An 18,214-nucleotide genomic window follows, 5' to 3' on the forward strand; every position below is an offset into this window, starting at 1 on the left:
TATCACATTATGCTAACGTCAGATCAGAAACAGCTTATCATCCGTAAAGCGATCAAATTAATTAATAGGTACGGCGCGGAAAGCCTGTCTTTGCGGCAGGTAGCTTCAGAGGCGCAAATAAAGCTTGCAGAATTCGAGCTGATGTATGCAAACGCAGATGAACTGGTAATCTGCTGCGTTAAAAATGCTATTGATCAGCTACATGCTTTTAAAGCGGCCCCAACGCCGGCCGTGCTGGCAGATCCGCGAAGTATCCTTAATTTCTGGCGACAGTTAGTAGAATTTAATTACAACTACCCACAGGAGGGCGGGCTGATAGCCCGCTTTCTTAAATCACCTTCATCTTTCCCGAACAATGATATCAGGATGCAACTGCTGAAGGTAACGGAAGCGAAAATGAAGCGGCTGAACCATTATTTGTCGCAAAGCCGCCAGCCGATACGGTTTATTGCTTTTACCCATTTGTTTGTGATGGCATCGCAGGCTACCCAAAAGCTGAAAGGCCGTAACCAGCCCGAAGAAAATAACGCGCTCGACGATTATTTTCACCATAACGTAGAGCACCAGTTAAGCAAATCGTTAGCGCTGCCTATTTACTAACATCTGCCGGGCTATTGATATCGCTGATGTCTCCTATAGTTTTTAGTGATATGTTATAGAAGGAAATGATTGGTATACGCTGTTTTGTTGGTGTATATTTACATTAACGGATTTAAATCAATTAAATACCTATAGATACCCAAAAACATCAAGATGGATACAAATTCAAATGACATCAGCAAGTGCCCGTTCCATAACGGCACCATGAAACACAGCGTAGCCGGAGGGGGAACCCGTAACCGCGATTGGTGGCCAAACCAGTTAAAACTGAATATTTTGCGCCAGAATTCTTCGCTGTCTAACCCGATGGATAAGGATTTTAATTATGCCGAAGCTTTTAAATCGTTAGACCTTGAAGCCCTGAAGCAAGACCTTCGTGCGCTGATGACAGATTCGCAGGATTGGTGGCCGGCAGATTTTGGCCACTACGGCGGTTTATTTATCCGTATGGCCTGGCATAGCGCAGGTACCTACCGTGTGACTGATGGCCGCGGTGGCGGCGGTGCAGGTTTGCAGCGTTTCGCGCCATTGAATAGCTGGCCGGACAATGTGAGCCTGGATAAAGCGCGCCGGTTACTTTGGCCGATCAAACAAAAATATGGTAACAAGATTTCCTGGGCAGATTTAATGATTCTTACTGGCAACGTGGCATTGGAATCGATGGGTTTCAAAACCTTTGGTTTTGCCGGTGGACGTGAGGATGCGTGGGAAGCTGATGAATCTGTATACTGGGGATCTGAAAGGACCTGGCTTGGTGGCGATATTCGTTATGCACAGGGATCAGACGGAGTAGAAGGTCATGGCGTGCTGGTTTCTGATGACGACGCCGACGGACAGGTACATACCCGTAACCTTGAAAAGCCGCTTGCTGCGGTTCAAATGGGTTTGATCTATGTAAATCCGGAAGGCCCTGACGGTAACCCTGACCCGGTAATGGCTGCAAAGGATATCCGTGATACCTTCGGCCGTATGGCGATGAATGATGAAGAAACCGTAGCGCTGATTGCCGGGGGCCATAGCTTTGGTAAAACCCACGGTGCTTCAACGGCAGACCATGTGGGTAAAGAGCCAGAGGCTGCAGACATCGCATCACAAGGCTTCGGATGGAATAACAGCTTTGGTTCTGGTAAAGGTGCCGATACCATTACCAGTGGATTAGAAGTAACCTGGACCAAAACCCCAACCCAATGGAGCAATAACTTTTTTGAAAACCTGTTCGGTTTTGAATGGGAACTGACCAAAAGCCCGGGCGGTGCGCACCAATGGGTGGCTAAAGATGCCGATGATATTATACCCGATGCTTACGATAGTACGAAAAAGCATAAACCAACCATGCTGACTACCGACCTTGCTTTAAGGTTTGATCCGGCATATGAAAAAATATCAAGACGCTTCTTAGAAGATCATGAAGCGTTTTCAGATGCGTTTGCACGTGCCTGGTTTAAACTTACCCATCGCGATATGGGTCCGCGTGCCCGTTACCTTGGTCCGGAAGTTCCGCAGGAAGAATTGTTATGGCAGGATATTGTACCGGCTGTAGACCATGCTTTGGTTGATGAAAGTGATATTTCGAGCCTCAAGGAAAAGATCCTCGCTTCAGGCCTTAGCGTTTCTGAACTGGTGGCTACTGCCTGGGCTTCGGCTTCTACTTTCCGTGGTACAGATAAACGCGGTGGCGCTAACGGTGCACGTATTCGCCTGGCTCCGCAACGGTACTGGCGCGTAAATAACCCTGTTCAATTGCAAAAAGTGCTGAGTGTGTTGGAAGGTATCCAGAAAGAGTTTAACGCAGCGCAAGCAGGGGGCAAGAAAGTTTCCCTGGCGGATCTGATCGTACTGGCCGGTAATGCCGGAGTTGAAAAAGCAGCTAAAGATGCTGGTCAGACTGTTAACGTGCCTTTTACCGCAGGCCGTATGGATGCTTCACAGGAACAAACTGATGTAGAATCTTTCGGTTACCTGGAGCCATTGGCAGATGGTTTCCGCAATTACCGCAAAGCCAACTACCCGGTTTCTACCGAAGAACTGCTGGTTGACAAAGCGCATTTATTGACCCTTACTGCACCGGAATTAACCGTATTAATGGGAGGCTTAAAAGCGATTAACATCAACTTCGATGGTTCTTCACACGGTGTGCTTACTGAACGCCCAGGCCAGTTGACGACAGATTTTTTTGTGAACCTGCTGGATATGGGTACTGCTTGGAGCGCGACATCTACAGACCGCGAACTATATGAAGGCAAAGACCGTTCTACAGGCGAGTTGAAATGGACAGCTACCCGTGCCGACCTGGTATTTGGTTCGCATGCAGAACTGCGTGCCATTGCCGAAGTTTACGGCAGCGCAGACGGTCAGCAAAAGTTCTTAGCCGACTTTGTGTTTGCCTGGAACAAGGTGATGAACCTGGACAGGTTCGACCTGTAAATTTCACTAATACCGATATATAAAAGAGCGAAAGGGAACCCCGAAAAGGTTCCCTTCCTTTTTTTAGTAAAGAATGAGGTGGGAAATACCGGATCCTAAAATGTCATCCTTCGAGCAAAATTGGATGACGTTTTAACCCGAATTCAGGTTAATTCACCTTATCGCCTTCCTTCAGCTCGTCGCCGGCATTCAAAACTACGTGTTCGTTGGGTTTCAAACTGCCGAATACCTCGGTCGAATCGTGGGTGGTTAAGCCCTCTTTTATATCAACTAACGCCGCTTTGCCATCTCTAACGGCAATAACGTATTCACGCTCGGTAGAACGGATGATCGCGTTATTAGGAACCAGGAGTGATCTCGCACCAGAGACCATCGGTATTTCCACCTCGGCATACATGCCCGGTTTTAGTTGCTGGTGATCATTATAAACATCAATCTCTATCGCTTCAGAACGCATGCTGCCCAAAGCATTGGCACTTCTGGCAATTTTGCCAGTATGCTGCTGGCCGGGCATGGCATTGAAGGTATACTTTACCTGTTTTCCAAGATCGACTTTATCTACATAATCTTCAGGGATATACACTTCCAGACGCATCTTCCGGGTATCCTGTAAAACCAGCATGGGCTGGTCGGTTGCTTTGCCTGGCGTAACCAATGCGCCCGGCGAAACGTTACGTTGAACGATCATGCCATCAAACGGGGCATAAATGTTTAAGTAGCCTTGCAGCGTATTCACCGATGTAACGTTAGAACGTTCTGAACTGGCCAATGCGGCATCTGCTTTCATTTTCGCCAGGGCGTTATCAAGGTCGAGCGGGGAGACTGATCCCGGTTCTTTGGCCGCTTCTTTTAAACGCTGGTATTTTTCGCTGCTGGCCTGCGCGTTTTCCTGTGCCTGCAAATAGCGCGATTTGGCAGCCTGTACCTGTGCCTGCATTTCCGGCGCTTCCAGCCGTACCAGTAATTGCCCTTTGCGTACAACAGATCCGCGGTCTACATATACTTCCTTTACAAAGCCGTTCACTTTTGGGAACAGGTTTACTTCATTAAAGGGTTTCAACTGCCCCGGTAAGCGTACCGCGCTGGAAAGCGCTTTCTCTGCTACGGTAGCCAGTTGTGTTTGTGCAGTCGCCTTAGTTTTAGTGTTGCTCTCGGTAAGGTCTACAGGTTTATGATTGCCTGAACAGGCATATAATGATGCTGCTATTGAAGCGAGCAGGATTGGTTTTTTATAACGTTTCATGGTGTGATTATGCATTTACAGTTTCTGGATCATTGTTAGGTTCGTTTTCTGGCATCAGCGCTGGCGAGTCAAAAGTTGTTTTATCCTGCACCCAGGCAAATACCTGCGGAAGGATAAATAACGCGGCAAGGGTAGAAGCAATCAACCCGCCGATTACCGCACGGCCGAGCGGTGCAGATTGCTCGCCTGCTTCACCAAGGCCTGAAGCCATCGGGATCATACCGGCAATCATGGCTAAACTGGTCATCAGGATAGGGCGCAGACGAATGGAGGCGCTGGTTACCGCTGCTTTAGTGGCATCGCGGTATTCTAAACGCAGTTTTTCTGCATTGGTCACAATCAGGATCGCATTGGCAACAGACACCCCTGTAGACATGATCATACCCATGTATGATTGCAGGTTAAGTGTAGACCCGGTAACGAGGAGCATTGTTAGCGAACCCAGGATTACCGCGGGTACCGTAGATAGTACGGTCAGTGATACTTTGAACGACTGATAGTTTGCTGCCAGTAACAGGAAGATAACCAGGATGGCGAAAAGCAAGCCGTTCTGTAAACTGCCCATGGTTTCGGTAAGCAGGTTAGACATGCCCCCCAGCGTTGCGATCAATCCTTTTGGTGGCGTACCGGCCTCTTTCAGCGCCTTTTCAACATCAGCCGTAGCTTTACCCAAATCCTTTTTATAGATGTTGGCGCTCACGGTAATGTAGCGGCGAGGCCCGTCACGGTCGTATTCGCCAGGAACATAGACGGTTTTGAAACTTGCTACGTCGCCCAAAACCGGGGTGCTTTGGCCTTTCAGTAGCGGTATTTCCCGCAGCTGGTCCATATTGTTCATCACATATTCCGGCACCTGTACCTGTACAGAGTAGGTATAGGCTCCTTTTTCATCCAGCCAAAGGTTTTTTTGCGTAAAGCGGCTGGAAGTGGTGCTGGCAGTAACAGAGTTTGATATATCCTTGATATTGACACCCAACTGCGCGGCCTTCAAACGGTCTACCGTGATGGCAATTACCGGGAACTTCAGCGGCTGGTTGATCTGCACGTCGCGCAGGTAGCTGATCTTCTTTAGCTTATCGACTACCTTATTGGCATAGCCTTCAATCTGCTCCATATTCTTACCGGCAACCTGTACTTCAATCGGGGTAGAAGCGCCCTGGCTCATGATCTTTTCCGTCATGTCAATGGGTTCGAAGGTGATTTGCAGATCCGGCAATGCCTGGTGGATGTTCTTACGCAAGGCATCTTTTAGCTCATCCATGTTCATGTGGTAGTCTTCATCCAGGTTCACTTGTAAGATGGCCTCATGCGTGCCTGTGTTGAAGATGTACAGGTTACTGCTACCATAGCTGCTCGGGATAAGCCCGATATAACCAGATGTGATCTTTACGTGCCCGTCCACTGTTTTGTTGATGATATTCAGCACCTGCTTAAATTTATCTTCGGTACGTTCAAGCCGGGTACCGGCGGGCGCTTTCATCCTGATCTGGAACTGCCCGTTATTGATCTTCGGCATCATATCCTTACCAATCACCATAAAGCATACCCCTGCTAACAGCAGCACCGCAGCCAGGTAAACAGGAACGATCAGTTTTTTTCTCGGAAGCATCCCTTCCAGCGATCTCATGAACCGCAGTTTTACCCGTTCAAAGCCATCGTTTTTCTCGGGTTCTTCCACTTCGTGGCGGTAATGCTCATTTACCTGTATTTCTTCCGGCCTGTCCAGCGCTTCGCCAGCATGGGCATGTATTTCGCCATGATGGTAGTGTTGGTACTGTTCTGCTTTAATCAGCCAGTTGCTCATGATCGGTACCAGGGTTTGCGCCAGTACATAAGAAACGATCATGGTTAAACCGATGGACATGGAAAGCGGCAGGAACATGGCTTTGGGTACACCGCTCATCATAAATGATGGTGCGAACACCGCCAGGATACAAAGCAGGATGAGCAATAGCGGGAAGGCAATCTCCTCACAAGCATCATAGATAGCCAACCGTTTAGACTTGCCCATCTCCAGGTGCTGGTGAATGTTTTCGATAGTAACCGTGGCCTGGTCTACCAGGATACCGATGGCCAGAGCCAGACCGCTCAACGTCATGATGTTGATGGTTTGGCCAAACATGCTCAACAGCAACACCCCGATAAGGATGGATACGGGGATAGTGATCACCACGATCAAACTGCTGCGCCAGTCGCGCAGGAACAGCAGAACCATTAACCCGGTAAGCAAAGCGCCCAGTCCGCCTTCGGTCATTAAACTTTTAACCGCATTCACCACAAAGACAGATTGGTCGAACTCATAAGAAAGTTTGACATCATCGGGCAGCAGCGATTGCATTTCGGGCAGCTTTTGCTTCAGGTTTTGCACCACAGACCAGGTAGAGGCATCCGCCGTTTTAACAACAGGGATATACACAGAGCGCTTGCCGTTGATGAGTGCATAGTCGACTGTAATATCCGCAGCATCGGCGACCCGGGCAAAATCGTGAATGAAAATTGGTACACCGTTTTGGGTTTTTACCGGGATGTTGCCAAAATTATCCGCGTTCTTGATCAGCGAGTTCATTGTGGTCAGGAACATCGTGTTATCCAGACGAAGGTTACCCGAAGGCGCCATCACGTTAAATTTTGATAGGGCGTCCACCACTTCATCCGGTGTCAGGTTCAAACTGCGCAGCTTGTCCGGATCAACGTTGATGGTGATCGAACGGGCATTGGCGCCAAAAGGCGGCGGCGCGGAAAGCCCGGGAATGGTAGAGAACATTGGCCGGATACGGGTTGCGGCCAAATCGTAGATATCTTTCAGTGGCCGCGTTTTGCTGGAAAAAACCAACTGACCGACCGGCAATGAAGAGGCATCAAAGCGGATTACCTGCGGTGGTAATGCACCCGGCGGGAAAAAGCTGGTGGCGCGGTTTACCTGTAAGGCGACCTGGGCAGATGCTTCGGCCATATTGGTGCTTTCGTAGAAAGAAAGCTTGATGAGCGTAAGTCCCTGGATGTTTTTACTGGTGATACTTTTTACACCGTTGATGTACAGGAACTGGTTTTGGAGGCCCGTTGAAAAGAAACCCTCCATCTGCTGGGCAGACATACCACCGTATGATTCAATTACATAAATGGTAGGCAGGTTAAGCTGCGGGAAAATATCGATAGGGATCTTTAATGCACTGAGAACTGCAAACAGTAAAAGGCTGATCGTGATAACAATAGTAGTTATCGGCCTTTTTAATGCAGAGGTGACCATAGACATAGCTGGTTATTTTAAAGAGTTTAACAGGGTATTAACTTGGTTATCAGTAATCGCTTCGCGGAAAACTGCGTTGGTGTAGGCATATTTCGCCTGCGCGTAATCTGTTTCTGCACGGTACAGGATATTCAGTGCAGCATTCAGCTCAATGATGTCTGTTAACCCGTTGCGGTAGAGCGATAGCTTTTGCCGATAGCCTGCATTAGCAGCCTTTAGCTGGTTAGGGATTTCCTGCAAGCGTTCGCGCGCTGTTTGTAATTCGGTTTGCGCCTGTGCGGCTTCAGCGGCTAATAAAGCCTTCTCCTGATCCAGCCTTTTTTGCGCATAATCTGACGCCGTTTTTTGCGTACGCAGTTTCAGTTGGCGCCGGCGCAGGTCAAACAGGTTATAAGAGATGCTTAAACCTACCAGGTAATTGCTGCGGTCGAAGTTGAAACCGCTGCCTACCGGGCCGAAATGATCGTTTGCATCCACGCTTGAACCGCGGCCCCAGGCGGCAGCTTCCAGTAATATCTTGGGGTTATATTGCTTCTTTACCAGGTCCTCGCGCTGAAGACTGTTCTGATATAACGTTTTATAATAGTTGATCAATGGGTGCGATGCAGTATCCATCAGTGGTTGCACAGCGGTTGTCTGGCTCAGCATCTGGTTTTGCATCAGGCTATCGGCAACAATAGTTTGGGCAGGTAAGCCACTGATAGCTGCCAGCTGCTGCTGTAATTGCCTGTACTGGTTATTCAGCTCGATGTAGTTTAACCTGGCTTTAGAAAGCTCTGCTTCGGCAATGCTGGTGTCTACACCCGGCCTTACACCGCTTTTAGCTAAAGAATAGATGGAGCGTTTGATCTCCTGGTTACGCTGGATGTTGCGTTGCTGGATAGACAGGTAATTCTGTAGTCGGTTTAATTGAAGATAAGCACCTATTACGGAGGCTTCCAGCTGATATTTGGATTGCGCGTATTGGTTTTGCTCTACCTTAATATCCGAATTGGCTACACGGTTCTGGGCAGCGTATGCACCAAAATTGTAGATCTCCCAGTCCAGGGCGGCTATCCCGAGGTTAGCGCCTGTTGCCGCCGTGTTACTTTCTGTACGGACACCGCGCGAGTTAGAGGGGATGATACCAAAGCCAAAATACGGGCCTGCGACGTTATTATTACTACCGACATCTGCCTGGTAGTTCAATTTAAGATTGGGCAACCAGTTATTGCGGGTTTCTACCGCTTGTGCCTGCCGTATGCGGATGGCGGCCGAATCTGTCAACAGGGATGGTGCTTTCAGGTCCACCTGGTTAAGCAACTGTTTTAAAGAAATAGTCGGGGTATTTTGTTGTGCAGCAGCATGTAAACCTATCAGTAAACAGCCAAGCGCCGCAGCAACTTGTTTAAAATGTGACATTTGAATTCTTAGAAATTAATACATGAATGAATAGACAGGCCAAGCCCTTCCAGGGGCCGGATGACTAAAAAACTGTAGGAATTGCTAAGATCAAATGGTAAGCTTGCCGGTAAGCAGGTACGTTTTATTGCCGGCGTCTCCGGCTAAGAATGTTCCGGACGGTCTGCTTTTTTCAAGCAGGGTACGGACAATGAAAGCAGATGGAAATAACAGCGACAAAAGCAATGCAATGCTTACGATGTTTTTATGCGGGGGGTTGGATAATTTGTAATGAAAAGCAGATTGTTCTTTTTCTGACTCTTCTAAAAACTCCGGCTTACGCTGGGTAAACGCTTTTGCTAAAAGCATCGGACAGTTAGAGTTGCAAAGACGGTGATATGCTTTAAAGCCTAAAAACGGCTTAGCGACAAATAGCAAACCAGCTATCGCTAATATGAATTTTATGGCTTTTATATAACGCATCGGAGCAAAATTGATTAAAAAATGCAATCTGTGTGCCAATGTAACGCATATTTTGCAAATATGGTGTGACGAAAGTTACATATTCTTAAAATGAAAATATATGTTGTTACGGGTTGCGTTAAAGGTTGATTAATAATCCGTTAAATTTTGAAAACTGCGCTTTTAAGTGCTTTCTTGTGCTGATATTTATGCCGTTGATTAACCCTACGACATCATGAAAAACCTTGCCCTGTTACCGCTTATTGCTATTTTGCTGTTAAGCAGCTGCTCCAAAAAAGATAAAGTACAACCGTTTGATAATGCGAGTAAGACCATTATTAAAGATGAAGGACTTATTGCATTTAAAGCAATGCCACTGGCAGATAATCAGTTGAAAATTGCGCTGGCCCCGGAAGGTCCCGTTGCAACTAAAATGATACTTCGCCAGGATACCAACACGCTTGCTACTATGCCCGTAACCCGCGATGCAAACGGGTATGCTGCTGCAACTTTTACGTACGCCTTTAAAAGCGGGGTGAAATACAACGTGGTGATCCAATCGCCTGTTGCCGGAACGGATACCCTTAAACAATACCATATTGCAGATTACCAGCACCAGTATGTGAAGAAGTACAATTATACGCAGGTACTGGCCTTGCATCAGAGTTTAGGTTCTAATTATTTCGATATTTCACCATCACGCAGGTACATTTTTATCCAGGATGACGTGAATAACGTAGTACAGACAAAAAAGCTTGATCTGCAAACGATGGCGGTAACAACCCTCGATTTTGATTTTACCGGCAGCCCGATACGTGCGGTATCAGATAATGAACTGTTAGCTTTTGGTAATAAAACGACAGCGAATGTGCCAACACCGGCAGACCCGGGAAATGACGCCGTTGTACTGGCCAAGTATAATACAGACAGCAAGCAATCAACCTTTGTGAGTTTTGTTTCCAATGGGTATGGCCGTATTTCAAGAGTAATTAATAACCATGTGCTGGTCACCAACCCTGTTTTCACTGCTAAAACCGCTTCGCTGATTAACCTGGGAGACTTGTCTGCCGTTAAATATTCGCTGAACAGTTTCGATTTTACTGCCATTCACGAATATAGTTTCAACCATATTATTTACAGCAATAGTTTTGTGAACCCGGCTAACGGTGCAATTACAACACCTGTTCAGTTGCCTGCTAATTCGGGATTAATAGACGTCGATGATGCTACCGGATATGCTTTTGCGACAAACTTTTCAAAGGATGCGAAAAATAACCCGCTGGTTGGTTTTAGTGTTTATAAAGGGAACAACGAGGTATTTAGATCTGATTTTAAATACGGCAGAGGCGACTATTTTCCCATTATTTATAACATCAGTAATAATAGCGTGATCTTCTACCGCCATTTCGGTTTTGATACAACGGTTAACCTGGATGGCTATTACCAACTTAACATCAGCACCGGTGAAATTACCCTTCTTCAAACAGATAGTAACCCTTATGTAATTACAGATTACCAGGTAGCAGACGGTTCAATTATCTCGGTGAGAAACGATGGCGTTTATAAACTGACCATTGCCCGATAAGTTACGGGTTAGAAGAAAAGGTACTGCGATCCGGCGAAGATGAAGCTTTTTAGCATCACGGGTTGTGGCAATTGCAATTGAGGTCATAACGGCTTGTAAACAGTTTGTAAACTTTAATGGAAATAAAACCATAAGCTGTAAATTCTTCTTATTTAGTATCCTGAATCAGGCGTTATTACACGCGTGCCGTTAATGCCTTTTACAGGTATGCAGTTGCGGTAGCGTGTAATACGTTAACCATTTTAGCCGGACCATGGATATTGAGAATAAGAATTATTTAATTGCAGGTGCATCATCTGCTATCGGCACCGCCCTGCTGAAGTCGCTTACCGAAAAAGGTGCAAAAGTTTATGCTATAGCCCGCAGGCGGGTTGAAGAATGGCCGGCAGGTATTGAATTTCTGGAGGCTGATCTTTCAAAACCTGTAGAGGGGCTGGCCGCATTCCTGCCAGAAAAACTGCATGGCTTTGTTTATTGTGCCGGAAGTATACAGTTGAAGCCATTCACCAGGTTTACCGATGATGATTTTTTGCATGATTATCAATTGAATACCCTTGGTGCTACCCGGGTAAGCAGGGCCGCCCTGCCCGCGCTGAAGGCCGCCGGAAGTTCTTCGGTAGTTTATATCAGTTCGGTAGCGGCAAAAACAGGGATGCCTTACCATACCAGTATCGCTGCTGCAAAAGGGGGCTTAGAAGGTTTTGCGCTCGCATTGGCTGCCGAGCTGGCAAGCCTGCACATCAGGGTAAATGTGGTAGCACCTTCGCTCACAGAAACACCGCTTGCGGCAACGCTGCTGAACACGGCAGAGAAGAAAGAAGCATCAGCCAAACGGCACCCATTAGGCCGTTACGGGCAGCCGCGGGATATCAGCGAGGCCATCGAGTTTTTATTATCTGATAAGTCTGACTGGATTACCGGGCAGGTGTTGTCTGTCGATGGCGGTATGGGGCATTTAAAAACATTTTAATATGCAGGTGATAAACGGGCAAAATATTGCGGAAATGGAAAAGCTTTACCGCACCGCCATGATGAACAGTATCAGCGGCTATAAACCGCTCAACCTGTTAGGTACGATCAGCACTGACGGTAAACCTAATTTATGCATTGTTAGTTCGGTTTTTCATCTTGGTTCTAACCCACCGCTTCTGGGCATGGTGATCAGGCCGGTACGGCCCCATAATGACAGCCTGAAAAATATCCGCACCACCGGAGTTTACACGCTTAATAACGTACAGGCAGATTTCTACGAGAAAGCGCATCAAACCAGTGCCAGTTATCCGTCCGGAGTTTCGGAGTTCGAGGAGTGCGGGTTGACCGAATTTTACCACGAAGGTATCGAACCACCGTTTGTAGCAGAGTCTGGCATTAAAATAGGGTTAGAGCTAATGGAAATGACAGAGCTGCAGTTAAACGGAACCACCATTGTTATCGGGAAAATTAACCTGATCATAACCGATGATCAGCTAATCCTCACCGACGGAGCAATAGATCATGTTGCTGCAGGTACGGTAGCTGGTACCGGGCTCGATAGTTACTTCCAACCGCAGTTTTTAGCGAAGTTGCCTTACGCCAAGCCAGAAACTACCGGTGCCAAAAAGTAAATTTAATTTAAATTACTGATGCTTATTGGGTGTCGGAAGTTTCATACGGAATTGAAAAGGTAATAGTGGTGCCTTTTCCCGGCTCGCTTTCCAATGTAATCTCGCCACCCTGCTTTATGATAATCTCCCTGCATAAATATAAGCCTAGCCCGGTGCCGGGCTTGTGGCCTTCTGCCTGGTAATAAGGTGTAAACAAGCGGTCTTGCTGGTTTTTAGAAATACCTGCCCCCGTGTCTTTTACTTCTACTTTCAGTACGTATTCGTTTGTAAGCTCGCTTTTTACTGCCACGCCGCCAATTTCTGTATACTTTATAGCGTTGCTCAGCAAGTTCAGCATCACTTGCTTCAGCCTGAAGCTATCGCCGATAATGGTTGCGGCTGTACTTGTATCCTGCTGAAGCGTAAGGCTGATATTTTTGTTTTCGGCCATGAAACGCATAGCTTCCACAGCATCGGCTATGGCGTTACCGGGAACAAACGGCCCGCTTTTTCTGCTTTCTGCATAACCCTGCTCCAGTTTGCTGGCATCTAAAACGTTATTCACCGTTTCGAGCACCAGCCCCGAGGCCAGGTTAATGGTATTTACCTTTTGTTCCTGCTGTTGTGAAAGCCCGATTCTCTTGAGGGTATAAACAGCGCCGTTAATGGCCATCAGCTTATTACGGATCTCGTGGCTCATGATAGCCAAGATCTCTGATTTTTGCCCGGCCAATTGTATGGCCCGCTTGGTTTCTACCCTGATGCGTCTTTCTGCCCAGGTGGCGCGGCGAACGTAAACCAGCAGCAGGAAAATAAAAACAAGCATTGCCGCAAGGGCAATGCCCGAAAAGGTATTCAGGTCGCGGGTGGCAGAGGCATAAGCTTTTAAAGTAGCTTCGCGGCTGCGCTGTGATGAAATGCGGTCAATATCCTGCAATTGCCCCACCAGTTGTCGTAAACTGGTAAGTAAGTTTAAGTTCGCCAGTACCAAAGCCTGCCCGGATTGTGCCAGCCTGCCATATTGTGAACCTAATTCTGCAAGAAGCGCCCGTGCCTGTTTTTCAGAAAGATCATTAGTGGCCTTGCTTTTCTTTCTGAGCGTGATCACTTTAACAGACTGCGTACCACGGAAAGCGTCTTTAAGCCTGCTGAAAAATCCGCTTTTGCTCGCTTCTTTATGTGTCGTGATAACAGAATCTGTCTGAATCTCTTCTTTCTGGCCTTTGGGTGTAGTCAACGACTTCTGATGCAGGCGTTCTATGGTTGTAACGCGGACAAGCGAATCAAAGCTGGTACGTAATTTGAAAAGCTGCGCTGATATTTCCAGTTTTTGTGCTAATATCCGGGCCAGTTGTTCACGGCTTTCGGGCAGGTTTGAAGCAGATTGGCTACGGTAGTGCTCCGTGATCGCAGAAATTTCCCGGAAAATATTGTCTGTCTTCTTTTGGTAGTCTGTCAGATATTTTGCGTCGCCATTACTGCTGGCCTTCTGGAAGCTGTTCTCAGCCATATCCAGGTCAAGCAGTAGCGCGCTGATCCTGTTCTGCGGCGACGGCGCGTTCAACTGTCCGCTTAGTTTATCCAGCCTGGTAGTGATACTATGGCGAAGAATAAACGAGCCGGCTGTTACAATCAGGCTGAATAAAAGGAAGATAATTAACAAGCGGTTGATAATGCCGGTTAAGTTGTCCCGTGTCGTCATATTAATGGCACTACAACACTAACCGGCATAGAAAGTTTGTTTATTCACCGTTCTGAAGCTTTTCAATCTTCTCTTTGGTCTTATCGATGTCTTTATTCAGCTCCTTGATCTTCTTTTGATCTTTTTCCACTTTACGGGCCGCATCTTCGGCATCGCTGGTTTGGCTGTCTGCTTTTCTTGCAGCCTTGGCTGCCCTGCGGGTATCACCTGCGTCGCCGCCTACGGCAGAAGCAGCCTGTTTACGACTTTTTTCCTGCGCTTTATTTGATTCGGAAGCGGCTTCCTCTGCGGCAGCCTGTTCGTCTGGCAGGCGCTGCTGTATCTTGGCAAGCTCCTCCTGTAGGTCTGCAAGTTTTTTATTTAACTTCTGTACCTGCGCGTTGATTTTTGCGGTATCGCGTTTGGTGCTGTCTTTTAGATTATTGGCTTTGGCGGCTACAGATAAACCAAGTACCAGGGCAATTAATATTAACTTTTTCATAGCTGTTCATTTTAATAATACTCAAAAGAACAACAGGCTGCTTTTTTTACAAAGCAGGTTCGACGGAAGCCCGGTGCCAGCCGATGAAAAGGGTTTTCGGGCCGTCAGAGCCAGGCGGCAAATTCGCGCCGGAAATCGTCCCGGTATTGTTCGGTTACAGGGATAGTTGTTTTACCGAACTTGACCGTCATATGCTGTATGGATTCTACCTTAGCCGGATTGATAATGAAAGAGCGGTGAATGCGTAAGAAACCATGATCCCGCAGTTTTTCTTCCATGGCTTTTAGTGTGGAGAGGGTAGTGATGGTCTTGCTTGCGGTGAATACTTTCACATAGTCTTTAAAGCTCTCCAGGTAGCAGATGTCTGCAATGTCTACCCGTACCAGTTCGTGCTCTACCTTCAGAAAAAGAAAATCAGCTGCTGGTGCAGTTTTTTTATTTGATAATGCCGAACGTGCTTTAATTGCGGCCTTGTAAAAATCTTCGTAGGTGAAAGGCTTCACCAGGTAATCCAGTGCGTCTACTTTGTACCCGTCTACGGCGTATTCGCGCGAGCCACTGATAAGAATGACTTTCGGAGCAGACACACCGCTGTTTTTTAGTGTAGAGGCAAACGTAACGCCATCTATGCCTGGTAAGTTAATATCCAGGATCAGGAGATCGATGCCGCCTTTTTCCAGGATATCCAATGCCTCGGCAGTATCAAAAAAACAACCGGATAGATGAAGGAACGGCGTTTGTTTAACCATGTCAGAAACGCAGGCGTTTACTTCTTTATCGTCATCAATTATTAAACAGTTAAGCCTTTGTTCCATTCCACTAATTTACAATCGCGTTGCCTGCGGTGCAACTTCTTATTAAAAGGGTCTATTTTATTTAGCCTATACCCCCGTTGATGAAGAACGTTTTCTTTAACAAAAGGTTAGGTCAAACAGCCTATTTGACGTCGTGCTAAATAAAAATCGCCCGCTCTGGCTAACAGGCGGGCGATCGATTTGATGACGAAGAACGTTACATGAAGCTAACCGGAATAACCAGTTTAAAGCTGATGTTACGCCCCATGTTAAAAATACCGGGCTGAACACCGGCAGGTACCGTCGGATTGTCGAAGTATTTTAACCTGCTCATGTTAGATTGATAGCTTACATTGGCAAGATTGGTGCCTTCAATAAACAGGCTAAGCAGGTTTCTGCCTTTGGTATTGTATAAACTGCCGCCAATACCGGCGCTTAACAGATTATACCCGGCAGTATACGTTTCGGTGCCATAGGCAGAGAAGAAACGGCTCTGCGCATTGTAATGATCAAAGCCAGCAAACGCGAACAGATTTCTGAAATGGCCGAACCCTTTTGCAAAATTACCCCTCAACTCAGAATGGGTATGCAGCGGCGGTATAAAGGGCAGGTATTTTAAACTGTCTGCTACTTTCTCGCCGTTGCCTAAATTTTGCCCGTAGGTAAGGGTTAAGGCATTGGCAAAGTGCAGCCATGATACCGGGTGTACATCCAGGCTGAACTCGCCACCCTGAATCCGGGCTTTGGTTTGCACATAGGTGAAGGTATTATACCCTTGTGTAACTACCGGCGAACCATCAGCATTCAACTCCTGCTCCTGGAAGATGTAGTTAGAAATGCGGTTGTTGTACAGTTCTACACTTGCAGAGAGGTAAGGCAGGGTTAAGAAAGCACCAAGGTCTTCCTGCAAGCTAAACTCGGGTTTGAAATTGCTGTTGCCGATGTGATAGATCTGCGAACCCGGATCAGGTCCGTTTGCAGAAAGTTCTGCGATACTTGGCGCGCGGAAACCACGGGCGATATTAGCTTTCACTGCAAAAGCATTGGAGAAGTTATAGGTAGCGCCAAAGCTGCCGGTTGCACCAGAGAAAGTTTTGCTTAAAGCAGGGAATTGCTGCGTTACATTAGCTGTTGCCGTTGGATTACCCCCGGTGTAAAGAGACGGGAAGTAAGCCCTTGTCGTATCTATGTAGGCTGCTTTGCCGGTAAATGAGCGGCTGTCATACCTTACACCGCCTGCTAAATCTAATTTGCCGAATGATTTTCTGGCTACCAGGAACGGGCCGATATCAAACTGATGGTAGGCCGGTATAGGGAAGTCTGTACTGTTGCTGCCCAGGCTGTTGTTTTGATACATGCCGTTAACGCCCACTGTAGTTTCATAGCCGTTACCTAACGGATAGTTATATTTGATATCATAGGTATAGGTGTTCAATTGCAGGTTTAGCCCGGGTATATCTGCATCTTGTGGGTGGGTATATTCCCGGCGGTGGCTGTACTGGTACCCCAGGTTAACGATCAGGTTACCCGGCCCGATAACAAAGTTGCTGTTGTTATAAATACGGTAAAGTTGTACCCGCTGGTGCAGTACAGGTATAGCGTAGGAATTTAATTCGCTATTAGGGACAATAGGGCGATAATGATCTGCATCGGTGATCTGTTTGGTAAACTGACGAGTAAGCGAATCACGGCTGCCATCGGGGATGTCTTGCTTGTCGTCAAACAAGGTGCCGTGGAAGTAAGAGTAACCCCATGATTTGTTGACGCCCAACATCACATGCGCATCTTTTTCTTTAAAGCCGGTGGCATATACGCGGCCGTCATGCGGGTTCTGATAGTCTTTAGCTTCCTTGTTAGAGATTATCGTTCCCCAAACCAGGCCTTTGTTATTGCCGAATAAATTCATGGAGTTATCCCAAAGGCCATTGTTAGTACCGTAGGTGTTTGTGATCGCGCCTTTGATTGTTCCTTCGGGTACGGGCTGCGGCGATAACAGGTTAACCACACCACCGATGGCATCCGAGCCATAGGTTAAGCTGGCGGGGCCCTTGATGATTTCTACACGGTCGATAGAATTCTGGTCAACCTCGATACCGTGTTCGTCGCCCCATTGCTGGCCTTCCTGGCGGATACCATCCTGCAGGGTAACTACGCGGTTATAGCCCAGGCCATGTATAAACGGTTTAGAAATATTCGGGCCTGTTGTTACAGCGCTGATACCGGGCAGGTTTGCTATCTCATCGATCACGTTGTTGGATGCCGCCCGTTGGTCCAGGTAACTTTTGCTAATGGCGACGATTGGTATCGGGTTACGCTTGATTTCTGTAGCGCGGCTTACGCCCGTAACTACCACTTCGTTTATTTCTACAGCAGAAGTCTGCAACTGGATATTTAAAGTAGCAGTGCTGCTTAAATTTACGTTTTGTGCAATAGCGCGATAACCAACTGCGCTCACCTGGATCAGGTATGTACCTCTGGGAAGATTATTAAAATGGTAAGCACCGCTACTATCTGATGTGGTGTTTAGTTTAAGGTCGGGAATGCGCACGGTTGCGGCGTAGATCGGATGGCCGTCTTTGGCATCTGTTATTTTTCCGCCGAGTTTGGTTAGCGGTGGTAAAGCAAAAAGAAATACAGGAAGCATCAGCAGCATTAAGCTGGCAAATAGTTTAATTTTCATATTGTGGATTGGATTAAATTAAAAAGTGTTTAT

General features: G+C 47.1%; 13 protein-coding genes. 5 read left to right on the plus strand and 8 right to left on the minus strand.

The window, feature by feature from the left end; genetic code table 11:
* Window positions 1-9: 9 nt before the first annotated feature.
* Both MUY27_RS01610 and katG read left to right on the plus strand, forming a co-directional pair.
* Complete coding sequence (locus tag MUY27_RS01610) at window positions 10-600, plus strand: TetR/AcrR family transcriptional regulator (RefSeq protein WP_245128217.1); 591 nt, start codon at window positions 10-12, stop codon at window positions 598-600.
* Window positions 601-753: 153 nt separating this feature from the next.
* Window positions 754-3,024: a catalase/peroxidase HPI gene (gene katG, locus MUY27_RS01615; RefSeq protein WP_262918259.1), complete on the plus strand. Its 2,271-nt coding sequence runs from the start codon at window positions 754-756 to the stop codon at window positions 3,022-3,024.
* Between the two features lie 148 nt (window positions 3,025-3,172).
* Here katG and MUY27_RS01620 read toward each other — a convergent pair whose 3' ends face one another.
* From MUY27_RS01620 to MUY27_RS01635, 4 genes are all read right to left on the minus strand, one after another.
* Window positions 3,173-4,267 (minus strand): efflux RND transporter periplasmic adaptor subunit, encoded by a 1,095-nt coding sequence (locus MUY27_RS01620; protein ID WP_245128218.1) that lies wholly within the window; start codon window positions 4,265-4,267, stop codon window positions 3,173-3,175.
* A 7-nt stretch (window positions 4,268-4,274) separates the two neighbouring features.
* On the minus strand, window positions 4,275-7,520 hold the full coding sequence (locus tag MUY27_RS01625; protein WP_245128219.1) for an efflux RND transporter permease subunit: 3,246 nt from the start codon (window positions 7,518-7,520) through the stop codon (window positions 4,275-4,277).
* Between the two features lie 6 nt (window positions 7,521-7,526).
* On the minus strand, window positions 7,527-8,915 hold the full coding sequence (locus MUY27_RS01630) for a TolC family protein (protein ID WP_245128220.1): 1,389 nt from the start codon (window positions 8,913-8,915) through the stop codon (window positions 7,527-7,529).
* 90 nt (window positions 8,916-9,005) lie between these two features.
* Window positions 9,006-9,263 (minus strand): hypothetical protein, encoded by a 258-nt coding sequence (locus MUY27_RS01635; protein WP_245128221.1) that lies wholly within the window; start codon window positions 9,261-9,263, stop codon window positions 9,006-9,008.
* Window positions 9,264-9,591: 328 nt separating this feature from the next.
* Here MUY27_RS01635 and MUY27_RS01640 point away from each other — a divergent pair, with 328 nt between their 5' ends.
* From MUY27_RS01640 to MUY27_RS01650, 3 genes are all read left to right on the plus strand, one after another.
* The gene (locus MUY27_RS01640; protein ID WP_245128222.1) at window positions 9,592-10,941 is read left to right on the plus strand and encodes a hypothetical protein; all 1,350 of its coding nucleotides are present in this window, start codon (window positions 9,592-9,594) and stop codon (window positions 10,939-10,941) included.
* 253 nt (window positions 10,942-11,194) lie between these two features.
* The gene (locus tag MUY27_RS01645) at window positions 11,195-11,911 is read left to right on the plus strand and encodes an SDR family NAD(P)-dependent oxidoreductase (RefSeq protein ID WP_245128223.1); all 717 of its coding nucleotides are present in this window, start codon (window positions 11,195-11,197) and stop codon (window positions 11,909-11,911) included.
* Window position 11,912: 1 nt separating this feature from the next.
* Window positions 11,913-12,545, plus strand: a complete 633-nt coding sequence (locus MUY27_RS01650) for a flavin reductase family protein (protein ID WP_245128224.1) — start codon at window positions 11,913-11,915, stop codon at window positions 12,543-12,545.
* A gap of 22 nt (window positions 12,546-12,567) precedes the next feature.
* Here MUY27_RS01650 and MUY27_RS01655 read toward each other — a convergent pair whose 3' ends face one another.
* The 4 genes from MUY27_RS01655 to MUY27_RS01670 all read right to left on the minus strand — a co-directional run bounded on the left by MUY27_RS01655 (window position 12,568) and on the right by MUY27_RS01670 (window position 18,181).
* Window positions 12,568-14,226, minus strand: coding sequence for a sensor histidine kinase (locus tag MUY27_RS01655; protein ID WP_245128225.1), 1,659 nt, complete (start codon window positions 14,224-14,226; stop codon window positions 12,568-12,570).
* A gap of 40 nt (window positions 14,227-14,266) precedes the next feature.
* Window positions 14,267-14,707, minus strand: coding sequence for an Atg14 domain-containing protein (locus MUY27_RS01660; RefSeq protein WP_245128226.1), 441 nt, complete (start codon window positions 14,705-14,707; stop codon window positions 14,267-14,269).
* 104 nt (window positions 14,708-14,811) lie between these two features.
* Entirely contained in the window at window positions 14,812-15,522 is a 711-nt protein-coding gene (locus MUY27_RS01665) for a LytR/AlgR family response regulator transcription factor (RefSeq protein WP_245128227.1), read from the minus strand.
* A gap of 196 nt (window positions 15,523-15,718) precedes the next feature.
* Complete coding sequence (locus MUY27_RS01670; RefSeq protein ID WP_245128228.1) at window positions 15,719-18,181, minus strand: TonB-dependent receptor; 2,463 nt, start codon at window positions 18,179-18,181, stop codon at window positions 15,719-15,721.
* Between the last annotated feature and the right edge of the window lie 33 nt (window positions 18,182-18,214).

This window comes from Mucilaginibacter straminoryzae, from assembly GCF_022953055.1.
In the GTDB taxonomy this organism is placed as follows: Bacteria; Bacteroidota; Bacteroidia; order Sphingobacteriales; family Sphingobacteriaceae; genus Mucilaginibacter; species Mucilaginibacter straminoryzae.